A 16,382-nucleotide genomic window follows, 5' to 3' on the forward strand; every position below is an offset into this window, starting at 1 on the left:
ATCTACCGACAGGATAGTGACAATAAAAACCGCCTGTTAAACTGGATTTTTATCACTATGAGCTAACCGACGATGACTACGGACTGGCCAAATTCTCACCAGGGAACAACACTACCCCGCCCTAGGCAACCTTAAAGTTACACTGGTGCCCTTGCCTGGGGTACTATCAATTTCCAGCTCACCACCGTGGTTATTCATTACATTAAACGCCACGGTTAAGCCCATACCTGTACCCTGGCCGACCTCTTTACGAGTAAAAAATGGATTCACTGCACAGCTAATGTCTTCACTGCTCATGCCGACACCCGAGTCGTGCACCACTATGCTAGCAAATCGATCGTCGACATCATAAGCAACTTCCAAGGTACCGCCAGCGGGCATAGCCTCATAGGCGTTCATTAGTACTTTGGCGATGGCCATGCGCAACTGATCGGGATAACACTGCACCGCCGGAGCACCGTGCTGTTGATGAATAACACGTACCAGCTCCTTATGCTCGACCTGCACATCATCGAGGGCATTATCCACCAAGGTGGCCAGCACTTCGGTGTGCTTATCACCGCTGTCGTTGGCAGCAAAGGTCTTCAATTCGCTAACAATATTGCGCACCCGATCAAGGCTGTGTTTTGAGGTACGAATTAAATCGGGTGCATCTTCGCGAACAAAATCCAAATCAATATTGTCGCGCAGGGTTTGTAACGCACCACGTATCACCTGATTGGTGATATCACCCTCTGCTTTTTGATATTGATCAGCCAAGCTAATTAATTCAGTCAGATATTCACTTAGGGTGGCGATATTGCTGTACACCACAGCGACGGGGTTGTTAATTTCATGGGCCATACCGGCCGCCAAATGACCGAGAGATGCCATGCGCTGGGCCTGCAACAATAAATCTTGAGTGCGCTGCAGTTCATCCAGGCTGGTTCGCAGCTGGCTGTTGGAATCGTGCAGCGCCTGAGTGCGGGCGCGAACCTTTTCTTCCAACTGTTCGTTTAACTGGCGGACCCGAGTTTCTGCCTGCAGCCGCTGGTGAATTTCTTCATCCATGGCCGCCAGCAGATGATTCATTTTGCCGACCAGGTCATCCAGTTCACTGTGCTCCAGTGGTTCTTCTACCGCCAGCGGCACGGTGACCGGTGCCTGAGGGTCAATATCGATGATACGCGCTGCCAACCGCCGAATGGGCCCGGTCAAACGCTGACGGAACACCAAAATCAGCACCGCCGCCAAAACAATATTGCGCAGCAAATCGAGCAACAAGGTTAGAGATGCCCGCGCGTTAAAGCCCTGATGCATCAAACGCTGGTCGACCCACACAGTAAGATAGCCAATCACTTGTTCAGATGAGGAAAAGACTTCCGGTGCATGCAACTCCAGAATATAAGATTGCATATGCTGCTTTTGTGCGACCAGCTCATCGGCGGCCAATCCAGCACGAACCTGAAACTGGGTATCAGCCTCAACCACAGACGCGGCCACTATGCCCTGGTTAAGCAGCAAGGCCGAAATCAGGCTTTGCAGGGCACCACTGTCGTAGTTGTAGAGCCCCAACGCCGAAGGCCCGCTTTGGCGTTTGAGTACCTCATTGGTGGCCTGCTCAAAACGCTCACTTTCAGATAGATAGTCGTAGCTGATTTGCACAGCGCTGAAAATCAGGCCAAAAGAGACGCTGAACAGAATCACATAGAGAGTCAGACGTTTCTCAATGGAGCGTACACGCGTACTCAAAAGCCTTTCTCCGTGCCGGTTGATACATGAGTATAGCTAGCCTGCTGCCACTGCTGACGCGCAATCATCAGCAGCGCCGGGGCATTCATTAGGATTCCATAAAACAAGGCCACTAACGCCAGCTCGGGACGCTGTAATAATGTCAGCGCCAGTACCATAGCCGTTCCAGCATTTTGGATGCCCACCTCGATCATCAGGGTTGTGCGGGTGCTGGCAGAGCAAGGCTGACATAAGATGCGGGTCAGCAGCATGGCCGAGATACACAAGCCCAAACAGGCCAAGGTTATTTGCGACCACAGCTCGGGTAAACGCGATAGGTTGGCCAAAGTCATGGCAAGCACCAGCAACATAAACAGTAGCAATGCGCCGCGATTGAGAGCCGCGAGATGGCGACTTACTCTCATCGGCGAGCGATGCGCCATCCACATTCCTAGCACCAGCGGCAAGGCGGTGATTAATAATAACTGGCCAGCGGTGTGCCACCACGACAGCTGTAGAACTACACCTGACTGATCGAGTAGCGCTAACTGTGCTGCCACAGACAGTGGAATAGTGATGGGCGCCAACAGGCTTACAATGCCGGTGAGGGTGACGGACAAAGCTCCATCTCCGCCGCTTAGGTGACTGATAATGTTCGAGGTCGCCCCACCCGGGCAGGCCGCCAACAAGATTAACCCCAAAGCCAGGCTGGGCGGCAACGCTAGCCAGCTAATCCAGGCTACGGCCAACAACGGCAATAACAGCCATTGCAATGCCAGCCCCAACACCACTTGCAAAGGGCGATGCATCAGCTGGACAAAATGCTTAGGTGTCAGCGACAAGCCCATAATCAACATCATGCTGGCCAGTGCCAGCGGCAACAGCCACTGACTAAACAACACCGACATAGCTTCTCCTTATAGCAGCAATGCAGGACGATCCAGCAAGCCGAAATAACCGCAGACTAAACAACACCGACATAACTTATCCTTAATAGGGCCAATGCAAGACGGTCCCACCAGCCGCAGTAACCGCAGATTGAATATCACCGACATAGTTTCTCCTTCTATAGCGGCAGTCCAGAGCGATCAAGGAAGAGACGACGGCAATAACCACACTGTCCAAACAATACCGACATAGCACCTCCTCAAAGCGGCAATGCAGAGCGATCAAAGTGCCAGCCGCAATAACCGCAGATTGAATACCACCGACATAGCACCTCCTTAAAGCGGTAATGCTGAGCGATCAAGGATGCGGCGCATAACAAAACTCGAATGCACGCCGCTCACGCCCTCGATGCGCGTCAAAGTGCCCAACAATAGCTCTTGATAGGCGTCCATATCTGCCACCAATACCTTGAGCACATAGTCGGCCGATTGCCCGGTAATCAGGTAACACTCCAGCACATTGGCGCAGCGCGTCACGGTTTGCTCAAACTGCTCAAACCGCTCCGGGGTGTGGCGGTCCATGCTGATATGCACCAGCGCCATGAGATCCAGGCCCAATAACCGGGCATTTAAATGCGCACGATAGCCCTCAATCAGGCCACAGTCTTGCAGCGCTTTAACCCGCCGAGAACAGGGCGACGGTGACAAACCAATGCGATCCGCCAGCTGTAAGTTGGTCAGACTGCCGTCCTGTTGTAGACAGTCGAGAATGCGGCGATCGGTACGATCCAATTTGGGCAACTCAGCCAGCTTGGCCATAACGTTAACATCCTGAGTGATCTGGGCAGCAACCATAGCAAAGGTTGCACAGCAGAACACGACGAAGGTCAATAATTTCAACATTAATAGAATATTGAGCACAGATCACCACATCGACACCACATTGCTGGTGAATTGGCAAACTAATAGCGCAGCCGTTTCGCTACAGTATCCATACTGACTCACAAGGTCGCCCTACCCGCCGCTGCCGGGTGAAACGCTCTACCCGAGCTCATCGCAGCCATGACTTATCCGGTCATTAACACCATGAAACTGCCACCATCAAGGACATAGACATGAACACCCAGGTGACCCGGCCACAATCCAGTGCCGCGCGTTTTGATCATCGCCGCTATCAGCGCTTCGCCGCGATTGAAAAAACTGACCGCCGCTGGCCCAACCAGCAGATTGAAATCGCACCTCAGTGGTGCTCGGTGGATCTGCGAGATGGCAACCAGGCTCTGATCGAGCCGATGACGGTTGAGCAAAAGCAGCAGCTGTGGCACTTGCTACTGGACCTGGGGTTTAAACAGATTGAAGTTGGATTTCCGGCCGCCTCTCAGCCCGACTACGATTTTGTCCGCTGGCTGATTGAGGCTAATCAGATTCCCGAAGACGTCACCATTCAAGTATTGGTGCAAGCGCGTGATGAACTGATTGAGCGCACCTTTGAATCCTTGCAAGGTGCCCGTCGCGCCATCGTGCACTTATACAACTCCACCTCACCGGTGCAGCGTCAGCGCGTATTTGGTCTTGATAAAGACGGTATTATCGATATCGCCACCAAAGGTGCGCGCAAGGTAAAAGCCGAGGCGCAACGCTATCCAACGACGGAATGGGTGTTTCAGTACTCGCCGGAAAGCTTTTCAACCACTGAGGTGGAGTTTGCCGTTGACGTCTGCAACCAAGTGATCGACATCTGGCAACCCAAACCCGATAACAAAGTCATTATTAACCTGCCCGCCACCGTCGAAGCCTGCTTGCCCAATGCCTTTGCCGATATGGTGGAATGGTTTTGTGAGCGCGTGATTCAACGCGACAGCCTGACCATCAGCATTCACACCCATAATGATCGAGGCTGTGCCGTGGCGGCAGCTGAAATGGCGTTATTGGCTGGGGCAGACCGCATAGAAGGTACCTTATTAGGCAACGGCGAGCGTACCGGCAATATGGACATAGTCACCATGGCCATGAACCTGTACAGCCAAGGCATAGATCCACAGCTCGACCTGCATGCCCCGGACGACATTATCGCCACGGTAGAAGCTTGTACTCGCATAAAAACCCATCCGCGCCATCCTTGGGTGGGCGAGCTGGTGTATACCGCATTCTCTGGCAGCCACCAGGACGCCATTCGCAAGTGCTTGGCCCAACAAGAAGACGACGAACCTTGGGATGTTGCCTATTTGCCCATCGACCCACAGGATTTAGGCCGCACTTACCAATCTGTGATTCGTGTTAACAGCCAGTCGGGCAAAGGCGGCGCTGCCTACTTATTGGAGCAACAGCTGGGCATCGAATTGCCGCGCTGGCTGCAAGTGGAACTGGCAGCACCGGTACAACAGCTGGCCGAGCGTCAACAAGGCGAGTTAGAGGCCAACCAGGTGCTGAACTTGTTCCGCGAGCACTTTATGCCACGCGATGGTCGCTTCCACTTGGCAGGTTATCAAGTCGATCGCCAAGGCAGTCAGCACCATATTCAGGCGTCGGTTAGCGATCATAACGACATGTTGCTGGTGCATGGTCAGGGCAGTGGCGCCATCAGTGCCTTTGCCGATGCCATCCACAAGGCTACAGGCATTGATATTCAGGTGCTTCAGTTTGATGAGCAAGCCACTGAAACAGGCTCAGATGCCGCCGCCATCGCCATGGTGCAAGTCAGTGTGCGCGGCACCCGAGCGTGCGGCGTGGCCAAGGATCAAGACACCCTAGCAGCGTCACTGCAAGCGATATTGCGCGCCGTTAATCAGGCGGTCAATAGATAATGATCAGCCGGCCGTTATGGCCGGCTTTTCTGTTTGCCCATTACCTTAGTGAAAAAAATCATATCGACCATTAAAGGCCCCACTTCGCCGCCAGCCAGCGGCCTGACTGAAGCACTATTTAGCGGGTACTCATTGACAGTTTCAGGGCAGTGCAAAGGTGCTTTTTGCCGGCGCTAGGACTGCTAATTTATATCGGCCACCTTCCTGTCGGAGCCCCGCCCATGACCATGATCCGCCTGAAGTTTCATAGCCGCGATCCGCAAGGCCAGAATCAGCCCCATCAAATTCGCGTTGCCCTGCGTCGAACCCCCACCGCTGATGCCATCTTACGAGCACTGCCGTTCTCTGCTACGGTGCAAACCTGGGGACAGGAAGTCATGTTTGATTGCCCCATTCGAGCCAATCAGGAGGATAACGCCGTCAATGTGGTAAAACCCGGCGATATGGCGTTTTGGGCCGATGGCAGCTGTATAGCCATTGGCTACGGCCCAACACCGATTTCTCGCTATGGGGAAATTCGCCTGGCCAGCCAATGTAATATTTGGGGAGATGCACTGGATGATGTCGGCTTGTTAGCAAGCATTGCGGCAGGCACACAAGTGCACGTCGATCACGATCAGGATGAGCGTAACTGAATCACTTGGGCGGGCATCTGGTGACGGCCAAAATAGTCAAACCAAGCCCGCTGGTTAGCCTGTAAGGTATCGCCCGGACCTTTGACCTCCAGCCACTGATAGCCGCCTTGCTCAGGAAAGACAATTAAATCTGGCATACCACTGCGATGGCGGCGTAAATCTTGCCATAAATAATCAAACATTAGCTGCCAATGAGCTTTAGGAATACGTTCTAACGCCAATGGCAGCCCTGCTTGCCACCAGCTTTCCATGGCTGGCCAATGCAGCAATACATTCACGATTCCCCATTTTTCTTCGCCGCGTTGCTGCAACTGCTGCAGCCAATCGGCTTGTTGCCAATCGTGCTGGCACTGACGCCAAACCTGCTGGCGCTTTGCTAAAAAATCAGCCTCGTACAAGTCTGCAGGGCGAGGCTGAAAAGGATGGAAAAAAGCACCCGCCAGCGGCGCATACAAGACCGGCCAGAAGGTCAACGCAAAGACCGAGCATAACAAGGTATTTTCGACGTAAAAGCCCTCGCCCGAGTGCCGTTGCTGCCAGCTATACAAAGCGGCTTGCTCGACCCCGTGCTGTTGCCATACCTGCAGACCTTGCTCATCAACCTGCCAGCATTGCTGCTCAATGACCTGCTCGGCGACTAACCAAGGCGCTAATTCTGGCACTTTCATACGGGCAGCAAAGCGCTGGATAAATTGCCGCTCTTCTTCAGATCTTGGGTCTTGCAGTATTTCGGTTGCCAGCGTTATTCGCTGCTGATCAGCCTGCTTATGTAAAATTCTTAACCGCCGCTCACGTGCTGGCGGTTGCTGGCACATTTGATAATGATTTAATGCTAAGTCCAGTTCGCCCAGCCGCTCCAGTTGCCTGGCCATGGCTAATCGCAGGCGCTCTACTCGTCTGGCCATAACGGCATCAATAGGCTCAGGCAGTTGCTGCAACAAACGGATCAAATCTGCACTGGCCAGTGTTTTTAATTCAGGCAGCTGAAGGCGCCAGCGTTCGAAATGCCAGTGTGCATACAGCTGTGCCGTGGTTTGAAAAAATCGTTGCTCACTGTCGAGTGAATAACTCTCATAACGATAAATACCCAAATCTGACAGCACAAAGTCCGTCAGACTGTGTTGTAAATCGCCAAAAAATAACAGCTGCAGAAGCTCCAGAAAGTCTTGGCTGTTCACCCGATATAGATCAGCAGATAACAAAGTCGACCAAGCTTCTGGCAGCGTCTCACAGACATTTAGCAGCAGCTGCTCACGCGTTAATGAGCGCCAGCCTTTTAACTGTAGGCAAGGCCCCAGTTCGGCTTTGGTAAAACAGGCCAAAGCATCGCTGTGCTGATCGCTCAATTGATCAGCTGAATAGATATCAATAAGCCGGGCCTGATGCAGCGCTTGTGCTGCGTTTTTAATATCCGGAATTTCTGCATAGTGCAGCTTTTCACTGCGAAACCATTCACCTTTTCGCGACAACAAGCGCACATACAAACATTGGGCCGACCCGGGCAAGGTTTGGTAACGGTGCAACCACTGCTGCTGTTGTCGGTCGAGCAAATCGATATAGAGGCATTGGGCCTGATCGATCAGCTGCTGGAAATTGCGGTGATAATAAGTGCTGGGCAGCTCAGGAAGGTGGGCAGACATGTGAAAAAATCCCGGCGCCTGCGCGCCGGGAACAGCCATTAATGTACGTGGCCGTGATCTTTTTCTTCGTCGCTGGCGTCGCGGATCGCTTCGACTTTAACGCTGAAAGACAGAGCCTTACCAGCCAGAGGGTGGTTCGCGTCAACGGTCACTGTGCTTTCGTCAACTTCAGTCACTACCAGATTCACCGGACCTTGCTCAGTTTGAGCAGTAAAGGCCATGCCTGGCTCAACTTGCTCAACGCCTTCAAACGCTTCCAGTGGCACTTGCTGGATACGATCATCACTACGCTCGCCATAAGCGTCAGCCGCTTCAACGGTCACTTCAAATTCATCACCGATGTTTTTGCCTTCCAGAGCGTTTTCCAGGCCAGGAATAATATTCTGCGCACCGTGCAGGTACGTCATCGGCTCGCCGCCTTCAGAAGAGTCAATGGTCTCGCCGCTATCAACGTCCACTACCTTGTAGTGAATAGTTACAACTTTGTGCTGGGCAATGGTCATATCGTTTGGTCCATTCGTTCGTTATCCCATCATGGGACAGGTGGATTTACACGCAAAGACGACATGAAGGTACAGCGGCCTGACTCTACGAGTGGCCAGTATAACAATGGAAAAACCACGAGTTAAACCGCTCAGTAGTAATGGCTGGTAAAGCGTGCAGTTTGCAACCAATTGCGATAATTCTGTCGGATAGCCTCCAGGCCACCTGGGTATTGAGCAAACGCCTGATCTGCTGGCAAAGACCGACAGGGTTGCTGGGCAAATGCCGTTAGTGTCTGCTTGAGCCACTGACGACCGTTGTCATGATCTAACAAAAAGAAGGTCATGGCGGCGCTTTGCTGGTAGTTCTCGTCCTGACCTTCGCCATTAAAGGCATGGTGACTGACGTCTAACAAAGCAGAGAAATCGGCATCAGCCTGACGCTGCTGTTGCAGCGATGCCTGCGGCGGCTCTATGCGCGCCGAGCTGAGCTGCCATTGCAAGCCTTCCAAATACTGCGCCATGCCTTCTGACAACCAAATTGGCGTGGTACCTAACATGCCCATCATCATGGCATGGGTCATTTCATGACGGGCAATTTGCAGGGTATTGTGCATGCCTTCAGGGCCCGACTGTAGCGCCAGAAAGGCTCGATTCTCCCGACCATCGTAATACGCTGCCCAACCAGCATTGTGCCCCTGCTGATTGCGATACTGTTCAAACGCCTGCTGACTTTGAAACACCACCAGATTCAAATTGATCTGGCGCCAATAAGTCTCGTCGATGTAACGCGTTAATACCCGATACAAGAGTTCCGCTTGTTTGCGCAGCTGGTGGGTTAGCTCGGCATCGCCTTGCCAGCCTGGATAATCGAAGCTGACCTTAACGCCTTTGCCCTGCTGCTGATAACGATCACTCAGGTCTTGCGCATTGCTTTGACCTGCTGGCTGATCACCAAAATGAACCTTACCGTCGGTATCCACCCAGCGATACACAGCAGGTTTCTCAGCGGCCTGCAACGGCTGAGTGGCTGGTTTAATGCACACATCGCGGTCTTGCGCTAAATCGGTTGGCGCTCGCACCACTTGGCGTAAGCGCTCGGTAATGGTCATAACCGGCTCGCCCGGCTGAGAACTGGATGGCGCTGACGCGGGGTTTAAGCCGGGCCATAACAATTGCGGTATCAGCGGCACCTGCTCAGCATCCACTCTAAGCTGCAGCCTTTGCACATAACTACTGCGCTGCTCAACGCTACTGGTAAACCAAAAAAGCTCCAACGCCAGCAGACAGACAGCGCTTAACAACAAGCCGTTGATAATGCTCAATAACAGCTTTTTCATGTTTCCACCTCCAGCTGTGCCAACGCTTGGGGCTTTTTAAATAAGCGATCTTTATTTTCGCCATCAAAGCGGATACGCAAATAGCTGTCATCTTCACTCACCAAGTTGCCAGACCCTAGTTGGGCATGTTGTACACGCTTGCCCTGCGGCTGTGGCCGAGCTTTTTGCGCCACTATAGTATCTGCGGCAAATTCAGGCACAGTGTCAGTGTCTAGTTGCAATTCTGGCGTATGGCCCGCTGCCGCAAAATAACGCGGCCACCAATTGGCAGGAGGCCCCTCGTGCACCACCAGCTTGGCACTGCCAGCTGAATATACGGCTTGCGCCAGGGCACGGCTGTGACAAAAGCGCATTTCCTGCTGAAAACGACTGGGGCGTTTGTCTTGCTCACTGCCACTTTGCAATGCTGGAGCCAATAAATGCAAACAGTGACGCGCCCGGGTCATGGCCACGTAAAACAAACGCCGCTCGCTTTCCACGCTGGCCGGTGTCATAAATTCACCATCGGGCTGATACGGAAAATAATGGGCATTTAATCCAGGAATAAACACCACATCCCATTCCAGCCCTTTACTTTTATGTGCCGATGTCAGCTGAATGGCATCTTCATTTGATTGCTGCAAGCGCTGCTGGCGAAGTTGCTGTAAATAATCAAATGCTTCATCGGCTTGAATATTGGCATCGCGTAAAAAGCGCACAAAGGCGCGAATGGTATAGGTTCGATCTTCAATTTGCTGCGCCGAGAATGCGCTGTCTGCTAGGCCCTGATACAAATCACTGGCATCAATATATTGCTGCACCAGCTGATGCGCCTTGACCTGAACATGCTCGGCGCTGCTCAATACCTCGGCTCGTCGCTGCAGTTGCTGGGCTTGCCATTTATTGAGCTCTTTTGGCATAGCGTGCTGCAACGCTTCTCCAAGATCGCCGTCGCACAGAGATAATTGCTTGGCTAATGTTTCTAAATGCAGGCGTTTAACTTTTGGAAAAGGCGTGGTCAACCAAGCCAATATTGCTTGCTGGCGTTGCTGTTGACTGCGTTGAAAAAAACGTCCATCTGCCAGTTCAAATAGCTGCCAAAATATCTGCAGCTCCCAACGATCTAAAACGGATTGGGAGTGCTGTAACTGATAAGGAATCTCTGCTTGCAACAGGGCCAATTCAATCGGTGCACACAGTGCCCACACTCTATGAATAATGGCCATATCACTTAGCCGGCGCTGCTTGGCTTCTTCCTTAATTAAGGCTAACAACAGCGCCGGCTCTGATCGCGCCAAATGCAAGCGTGCTTGGGTTCGAGGGGTACTGCTGTGAGCCAAGCACAATACATCCTCACGCTGTTGATTATGGCGAATTAAATGATTGGCCATTAATGCCAACTGATGGCCATAACGAAAGGTATCGGGCAGTTGATAATGATGCACTTCACCCTGCAGACGTTGATCAAATTCACTGACAATAAACTCTGGCCTGGAGCCACGAAATTCATAAATGGTTTGATCCGGGTCACCGATCACCATTAGCCAGCCACGACCACCGTGCAGGATTTCCAATAAACGCTGCTGTATGGCATTGATATCTTGATATTCATCTACCAAGATCCAATGCATATGGCCACCAAAATGCGCTTGCAGCTCGGGTGAGTGCTGCAATGCCAGCACAGGGTCATACAGCATATCGGCAAATGAAATACGCTGCTGTTGCTTACGCCAGCGTTCAAACTCAGAAAACAGCTCAATAAACAGCCGGCATTGGCTCGGCAGCTCAAGCTGTTCAAATACCAGCTCGGGCTGATCCAAGCCAGCCTTCACTCGATCGATAAACGCCAGCGCTGGTTCTACCCACTTTTTTCGCTGCGACAGAATATCCTGGCGGGTGTCTTCATCGGCCAGCTGCTGTAGCAGGCGCCACACCACAGCTTCACACTCAGACGCTGATAATGGCTTGCCGACATAAGCCGGCAAAGCCCCCAGAGCAATCAAGCGCTGATACAAACGCAACCCCAAGGCATGAAAGGTACGTACTTCCGGCACCGGCTGCCCTGGCAACAGCTGTTGCAATCTCTCGGCAAACTCTTTTTGAGCGGCCTTGTTATACATCAACACCAACAGACGTCTGGGGTCTGCACCTTCAGCTAAGCGGGCAGCAATAAAGTGCGTCAGCGTGGTGGTTTTACCGGAACCGGCGACTGCCATCACTTTGGCATGGCCTGAGCAATGGGCAACCACGGCTTGCTGGTGTTGAGTCAGAGGATGGGACACAAGGCTTCTCATTAACTAGAGCCGGTATGGTAAATCAGGGCAAGCAGTGAACGCCAGCATGGCTGTCAGTCGAGGCAGGCCAGGAATCGAATAAAAACGCGATTAGACGGGTTTAAACAGATGGTCGAACGGGGTATCGATTGAGCACAAATCTAATAACCCGGCTTCGTTCAACGGTGGCGCAAAGAGATAGCCCTGGCCACGATCACAGCCCATCGATTGAAGCAAGGCCAGTTGAGCGGGCTCTTCTATGCCTTCCGCCACGGTGGCGCAGCGAAAGTTCTTAGCCATATCAATCACCGCTTGGGTCATGCGCCGGTCTTGTTCGCTGGTATGTAATTCTCGAATAAAGGCGATATCAATTTTTAACACCGACACAGGCAACTGTTTTAAATAGGCTAATGATGAATAACCGGTGCCAAAATCATCGATAGCGACACGAATACCGGCACGATTAAGCATACGCAGCTGAGCCATAGCCAGTCCCATATCTTGCATCAAACCGGACTCGGTTACTTCTATTTCCAGCACCCGCGGAGAGAGCCCTTGCTCCTTCACACGCTGGATTAGACGTTTACCAAATTCACTGTCGCTTAGCTGTGCTGCGGCGACATTAATGGCCAAAACCCAATCTTCACCAATATGCTGCTGCTGTTGCCATTTTAACCTGCGTTCAAGGCCTTGCTCCAACACCCACTCGCCGATGGCAACAATGTCACCGCTGGCTTCAGCGATGGGAATAAACTCAGCCGGTGAAACTGGACCAAATTCAGCACTGTTCCAGCGCAGTAACGCTTCTGCACCAATCATGCGACCGCTTTGTAGACATAACTTAGGCTGATAATAAAGCTCTAGCTCTTGATTGGTGACGGCATGGCGAAGGGCATGACGCAGCCGTTGCTGGCGTGCCAGTTCATCCTCCAACGATTGATCAAACACGCGAAAACAGCTGGCAGACAAAGGCGTGGCCAAAGCGGCTCTGCGAATTAATTGCTCTGACGGCAATGATTGATCGCTGCTGCATGCACCAACACGTAACTGCACATTATATTTACCGCCGTCATAATCCAGCGGCTCTTCCACCGTTTCCACTAGGCGCTGAGCGAACGCTGCCAACTGTTGGGGCTCACTGCGCCTGGGATAGGTGACGATCCATTCGGTGCTGTTCCACACCGCTAGCTTGTTAGAACGCGGAATCAGTTTTAATAAACGCTCGGCTACTTGCCGCAGTAATTGATCAGCAGCCTGATAACCATGCAACGCAGAGAACTCAGCAATGCCATCCAATGCCAAATAAAATACCGTCATTTGTCCAGACGACAAAGAGCGATATTCCAGCTCCTCCAATAATGCGCGTCGATTGGGTAGCTCAGTTACCGGGTCCTGACGGGAAAGTCGCTCTAACTGTGCGGTACGATCGTCCACCAACGCTGCCAACGAGTGACTTTGATGGCGCTCAGTTTGCAGCTGCGTGTGTAGCTCCAGGGTATTATGAATACGCTGCAGCACTTCATCATGATCAAAAGGCTTCACCAGAAAATCATCAACACCTAATGACAATAATGCCTGGCGAGTGTCTCGATCCGTTTCTGCAGTCAGAACAATGATTCCTGGTAGATTTTCCATTTCCTTCTGCAATAGCTCCACCACTTGCTGACCATTTAAATATGGCATGCGAAAATCAAGCAATAACAAGTCGGCAGGCTGCTGCTGAATTAGACCTAACAGTTGTCTTGGATCTGTCACACCCACCGTATTGCGGTAGCCGTTGTCCTCCAACAGCATCTGCAACATGGCCACGTTGATGGGATTATCGTCCACAATAACAACATGTGCCTCTTTATAAATCTGAGACATTCCGTGTTACCCCTTTAGCTCATTACGCAACTGCAAGATATTTTTAACCAGTTCGTTGACATCAAATGGTTTAGTGATAAACATACGAAACCCTTGTTCAAAGGCCCTCAACCGTTGACTGCTCGATGCCCCGGCGGTAATAGCAAACACGGGAATATCTCGGGTCGCCGGGTGATCTTGCAATCTCTCTTGGGCCTCAAAGCCATTCATGCCAGATAAATCAATATCCATTAAAATCAAATCTGGTGGATGGGAAAACGCATGTTCCAAACCTGTTTCTGCACTGCTCTCCATCGCCAAATGACAATTCTTGATACCGTCAAACACTTCTTGCATCAATCTTTGATTGGCGGGATTATCTTCGATATACAATACGTTGAACTCGGCTCCCGGGGCCTCGTCAGCAATGTAACAAGTAGGATTCCAGCGCGATAAGTTATGGGACTGCACCGACATGGGCAACTCAAACCAAAAGCAACTGCCTTCATCTTGCTCAGAGTCTACGCCTATTTCGCCATTCATCAGCTCCACTAATTTTTTAGTCAGCGCTAGCCCCACGCCAGTCCCTTCAATGGCTGATGACTCAGCGCCTAACCGGTTAAATGGTTGAAACAACTGAGACTTTTTATAGGCACTGATGCCACAGCCGGTATCATGCACTTTTATTCTCAGCCGTTGCTCAGGTAGAGTTTCAAAACTCATCCATACCTTGCCGTTTTCACGATTGTATTTAACGGCGTTATTTAACAAGTTCAGTAGCACTTGCTTTAGCCGGGTAAAATCAGCGATTACGGACCAGTGATCAATGTTATCAACCGACTCCAGATGAATATGATACTGAGCAGCAATTGGGCGCATAACCTCAATCACATCATCCATCACCTCAGTCAACGAAATTGCCTCTAACGACACCTGCATATTGCCCGATTCGATACGGGCCAAATCCAACACTTCATTAATAAGATTAAGCAAATGCCGACCACTGCTGATAATCTGACCCGCCTGCCTCTGCTGTCGCTCAGTTAGATCTGGATCACTGTTATGCAGTAACTGAGCAAAGCCTAAAATGGAGTTCAACGGCGTTCTCAGCTCATGACTCATGGACGATAAAAATTCGGTTTTTGCCCGATTCGCTCGCTCTGCTTGATCTCTTGCATCTTGTAACTGCTGGGCCAGCCGTTGCTGATGATTTAACTGTCGATAAAGATTAATTAATAGCGCACAGGTAGAATTAAATGGCTGCAGCCAACGAATGATCTCTTCGCTGTAATCTTGCTCGGCATTGGCAATCGCAAACATACCTATCACTTCACCACGATCAAAAATGGGCACACCAAGATAGCGATGCAGCTCGGGGTGACCGGTGGGCAAATGCCCGGCGCGCTCATCGATACTCATATGATTACTCAGCACCACTTCACCACCAGCAAATACCCGACCCAACATGGTATCTGGGTCAGTAATGGTCATGTTACCGGCAATAAATTGCTGCATTAGAGCTTGCGACTCAGCACTCCAGGAGAGATCGGTCATGGCATGAACTTTAAGGGCAGGAGAACCACTACCCTCACAAACTTCACCGATCAAGCTGTATTCGCTACCCGTTAACTCACACAGCGCTTCTTGCAAAAAGACCCACAGCTGATTTTCTGAAATCAAAGCGTGGTAATCCGTCAGGCCACGATGTAACACCTTTAACAACAGCTTTTCTTGGCGCTCTCTATGCCTAGCTTGATGCACCTGCGATAAATCCGACAAAATTCCAATAAATTCCTGCTCTTGCTGGCCGCTCACTTTGACAGCACTGACCGCCAAATGAACTGGAATCGCGTGGCCATCGTGGTGTAAGGCCTCCACTTCACGGCCAATTCCAATCACCTTTCCTTCGCCACTGCTCAGATAACTTTGCACATAACTGTCATGATGCTGCGCCCAGCGCTCGGGCATTAACATGCTGACATTGTTGCCGATCACATCCTCAGCACGGTAACCTAATAGACTTAAGGTGTAGTCATTGGCTTCGAGCATTTTGCCAGACTGATCAATGCGTAAGATCCCCGCTGCTGCCCCCTGAACAATGGCTTGGTAACGTGCCCGTTCACGCTGCAATAACCGACTGTTGAATTTGAGCTGAATTAGCTGCTGGGCCTGCCCGGCCAAGCGTTTAAGAATCTTTAGCTGTGAGTCGTCCAGCATGCGGGGTTGTCGGTCAATGACGCAAAAGGTACCGAGCACAAAGCCGTCTTCATCGTGCACAGGAATACCAGCGTAGAAGCGGATATGGGGATCACCAACCACCAAAGGATTGTCGGCGAAACGAGAGTCGGCTTTAGCATCTTCAATAATTAAAGGCTGTCTGGCACTAACAGCATGGGTGCAAAAGGAGATACAGCGCGGCGTTTGATCAACATCTAAGCCAACTTTGGATTTAAACCACTGACGTTCTAAGTCAATAAGAGATACCAATGCAATCGGCACTTGCAGACAATCTCGGGCCAGCTTGGTCAAATTATCAAAGTCTGGATCTGGCGCTGTGTCCAGTATGTGCAAGCGGTGCAAGGCCGCAAGGCGCTGGCTTTCGTGGTTGTCTGAACTCATTGGCTACCTACAAGCTAGCTGCGCAGGGTCTGACTGAATAAGCCCGATGACGATCGAACTGTGCTCAGTCTAGCAGCCTGCAAATGGCCTGCCGGTGTAGACAAGCAGACCATAGCTGACTTTGGCGCCAGCTAATGGCCGACTCGCAGGGAACTAAATCACAAGCAG

At 51.4% G+C, this 16,382-nt stretch carries 11 protein-coding genes; 2 read left to right on the top strand and 9 right to left on the bottom strand.

Annotation, left to right across the window (positions count from 1 at the left end):
- Nucleotides 1-111 precede the first annotated feature (111 nt).
- The 3 genes from AC55FS_RS15895 to AC55FS_RS15905 form a co-directional block, all read right to left on the bottom strand.
- Complete coding sequence (locus AC55FS_RS15895; RefSeq protein ID WP_496933241.1) at nucleotides 112-1,731, bottom strand: sensor histidine kinase; 1,620 nt, start codon at nucleotides 1,729-1,731, stop codon at nucleotides 112-114.
- Nucleotides 1,728-2,618 carry a bile acid:sodium symporter family protein gene (locus tag AC55FS_RS15900; RefSeq protein WP_496933242.1) on the bottom strand — a complete coding sequence of 297 codons (891 nt, stop codon included), beginning with the start codon at nucleotides 2,616-2,618 and terminating at the stop codon, nucleotides 1,728-1,730. Before AC55FS_RS15900 ends, AC55FS_RS15895 begins: the two co-directional genes overlap by 4 nt.
- Nucleotides 2,619-2,933: 315 nt before the next feature.
- Entirely contained in the window at nucleotides 2,934-3,416 is a 483-nt protein-coding gene (locus tag AC55FS_RS15905; RefSeq protein ID WP_496933243.1) for an Lrp/AsnC family transcriptional regulator, read from the bottom strand.
- A 296-nt stretch (nucleotides 3,417-3,712) separates the two neighbouring features.
- On the opposite strand from AC55FS_RS15905, the gene AC55FS_RS15910 reads away from it, so the two are divergent.
- Both AC55FS_RS15910 and AC55FS_RS15915 read left to right on the top strand, forming a co-directional pair.
- The gene (locus AC55FS_RS15910; RefSeq protein ID WP_496933244.1) at nucleotides 3,713-5,401 is read left to right on the top strand and encodes a 2-isopropylmalate synthase; all 1,689 of its coding nucleotides are present in this window, start codon (nucleotides 3,713-3,715) and stop codon (nucleotides 5,399-5,401) included.
- Nucleotides 5,402-5,622: 221 nt separating this feature from the next.
- A complete protein-coding gene (locus AC55FS_RS15915) occupies nucleotides 5,623-6,036 on the top strand; it encodes a cyclophilin-like fold protein (RefSeq protein ID WP_496933245.1) in 414 nt (137 codons plus the stop codon).
- On the opposite strand, the gene AC55FS_RS15920 is transcribed toward AC55FS_RS15915, so the two are convergent.
- The 6 genes from AC55FS_RS15920 to AC55FS_RS15945 all read right to left on the bottom strand — a co-directional run bounded on the left by AC55FS_RS15920 (nucleotide 6,018) and on the right by AC55FS_RS15945 (nucleotide 16,214).
- A complete protein-coding gene (locus AC55FS_RS15920) occupies nucleotides 6,018-7,676 on the bottom strand; it encodes a VRR-NUC domain-containing protein (protein WP_496933246.1) in 1,659 nt (552 codons plus the stop codon). The genes AC55FS_RS15915 and AC55FS_RS15920 overlap by 19 nt on opposite strands.
- A 38-nt stretch (nucleotides 7,677-7,714) precedes the next feature.
- Nucleotides 7,715-8,179, bottom strand: a complete 465-nt coding sequence (locus AC55FS_RS15925; RefSeq protein WP_496933247.1) for an FKBP-type peptidyl-prolyl cis-trans isomerase — start codon at nucleotides 8,177-8,179, stop codon at nucleotides 7,715-7,717.
- A gap of 131 nt (nucleotides 8,180-8,310) precedes the next feature.
- Nucleotides 8,311-9,498 carry a DUF4124 domain-containing protein gene (locus tag AC55FS_RS15930; RefSeq protein ID WP_496933248.1) on the bottom strand — a complete coding sequence of 396 codons (1,188 nt, stop codon included), beginning with the start codon at nucleotides 9,496-9,498 and terminating at the stop codon, nucleotides 8,311-8,313.
- Nucleotides 9,495-11,759, bottom strand: a complete 2,265-nt coding sequence (locus AC55FS_RS15935; protein WP_496933249.1) for an ATP-dependent helicase — start codon at nucleotides 11,757-11,759, stop codon at nucleotides 9,495-9,497. Before AC55FS_RS15935 ends, AC55FS_RS15930 begins: the two co-directional genes overlap by 4 nt.
- Before the next feature lie 102 nt (nucleotides 11,760-11,861).
- Nucleotides 11,862-13,616 (bottom strand): putative bifunctional diguanylate cyclase/phosphodiesterase, encoded by a 1,755-nt coding sequence (locus AC55FS_RS15940; RefSeq protein WP_496933250.1) that lies wholly within the window; start codon nucleotides 13,614-13,616, stop codon nucleotides 11,862-11,864.
- A gap of 6 nt (nucleotides 13,617-13,622) precedes the next feature.
- Nucleotides 13,623-16,214 carry an ATP-binding protein gene (locus AC55FS_RS15945; protein ID WP_496933251.1) on the bottom strand — a complete coding sequence of 864 codons (2,592 nt, stop codon included), beginning with the start codon at nucleotides 16,212-16,214 and terminating at the stop codon, nucleotides 13,623-13,625.
- Nucleotides 16,215-16,382: the final 168 nt, after the last annotated feature.

The sequence above is a fragment of the Bacterioplanes sp. CLAM21 genome (genome assembly GCF_059641015.1).

Bases quoted from the DNA above. Each gene is read 5' to 3' on its own strand.
- AC55FS_RS15925 (WP_496933247.1), bottom strand. From the start codon at position 8,179: ATGACCATTGCCCAGCACAAAGTTGTAACTATTCACTACAAGGTAGTG.
- AC55FS_RS15915 (WP_496933245.1), top strand. From the start codon at position 5,623: ATGACCATGATCCGCCTGAAGTTTCATAGCCGCGATCCGCAAGGCCAG.
- AC55FS_RS15905 (WP_496933243.1), bottom strand. From the start codon at position 3,416: ATGGCCAAGCTGGCTGAGTTGCCCAAATTGGATCGTACCGATCGCCGC.
- AC55FS_RS15920 (WP_496933246.1), bottom strand. From the start codon at position 7,676: ATGTCTGCCCACCTTCCTGAGCTGCCCAGCACTTATTATCACCGCAAT.
- AC55FS_RS15930 (WP_496933248.1), bottom strand. From the start codon at position 9,498: ATGAAAAAGCTGTTATTGAGCATTATCAACGGCTTGTTGTTAAGCGCT.
- AC55FS_RS15910 (WP_496933244.1), top strand. From the start codon at position 3,713: ATGAACACCCAGGTGACCCGGCCACAATCCAGTGCCGCGCGTTTTGAT.
- AC55FS_RS15900 (WP_496933242.1), bottom strand. From the start codon at position 2,618: ATGTCGGTGTTGTTTAGTCAGTGGCTGTTGCCGCTGGCACTGGCCAGC.
- AC55FS_RS15940 (WP_496933250.1), bottom strand. From the start codon at position 13,616: ATGTCTCAGATTTATAAAGAGGCACATGTTGTTATTGTGGACGATAAT.
- AC55FS_RS15945 (WP_496933251.1), bottom strand. From the start codon at position 16,214: ATGAGTTCAGACAACCACGAAAGCCAGCGCCTTGCGGCCTTGCACCGC.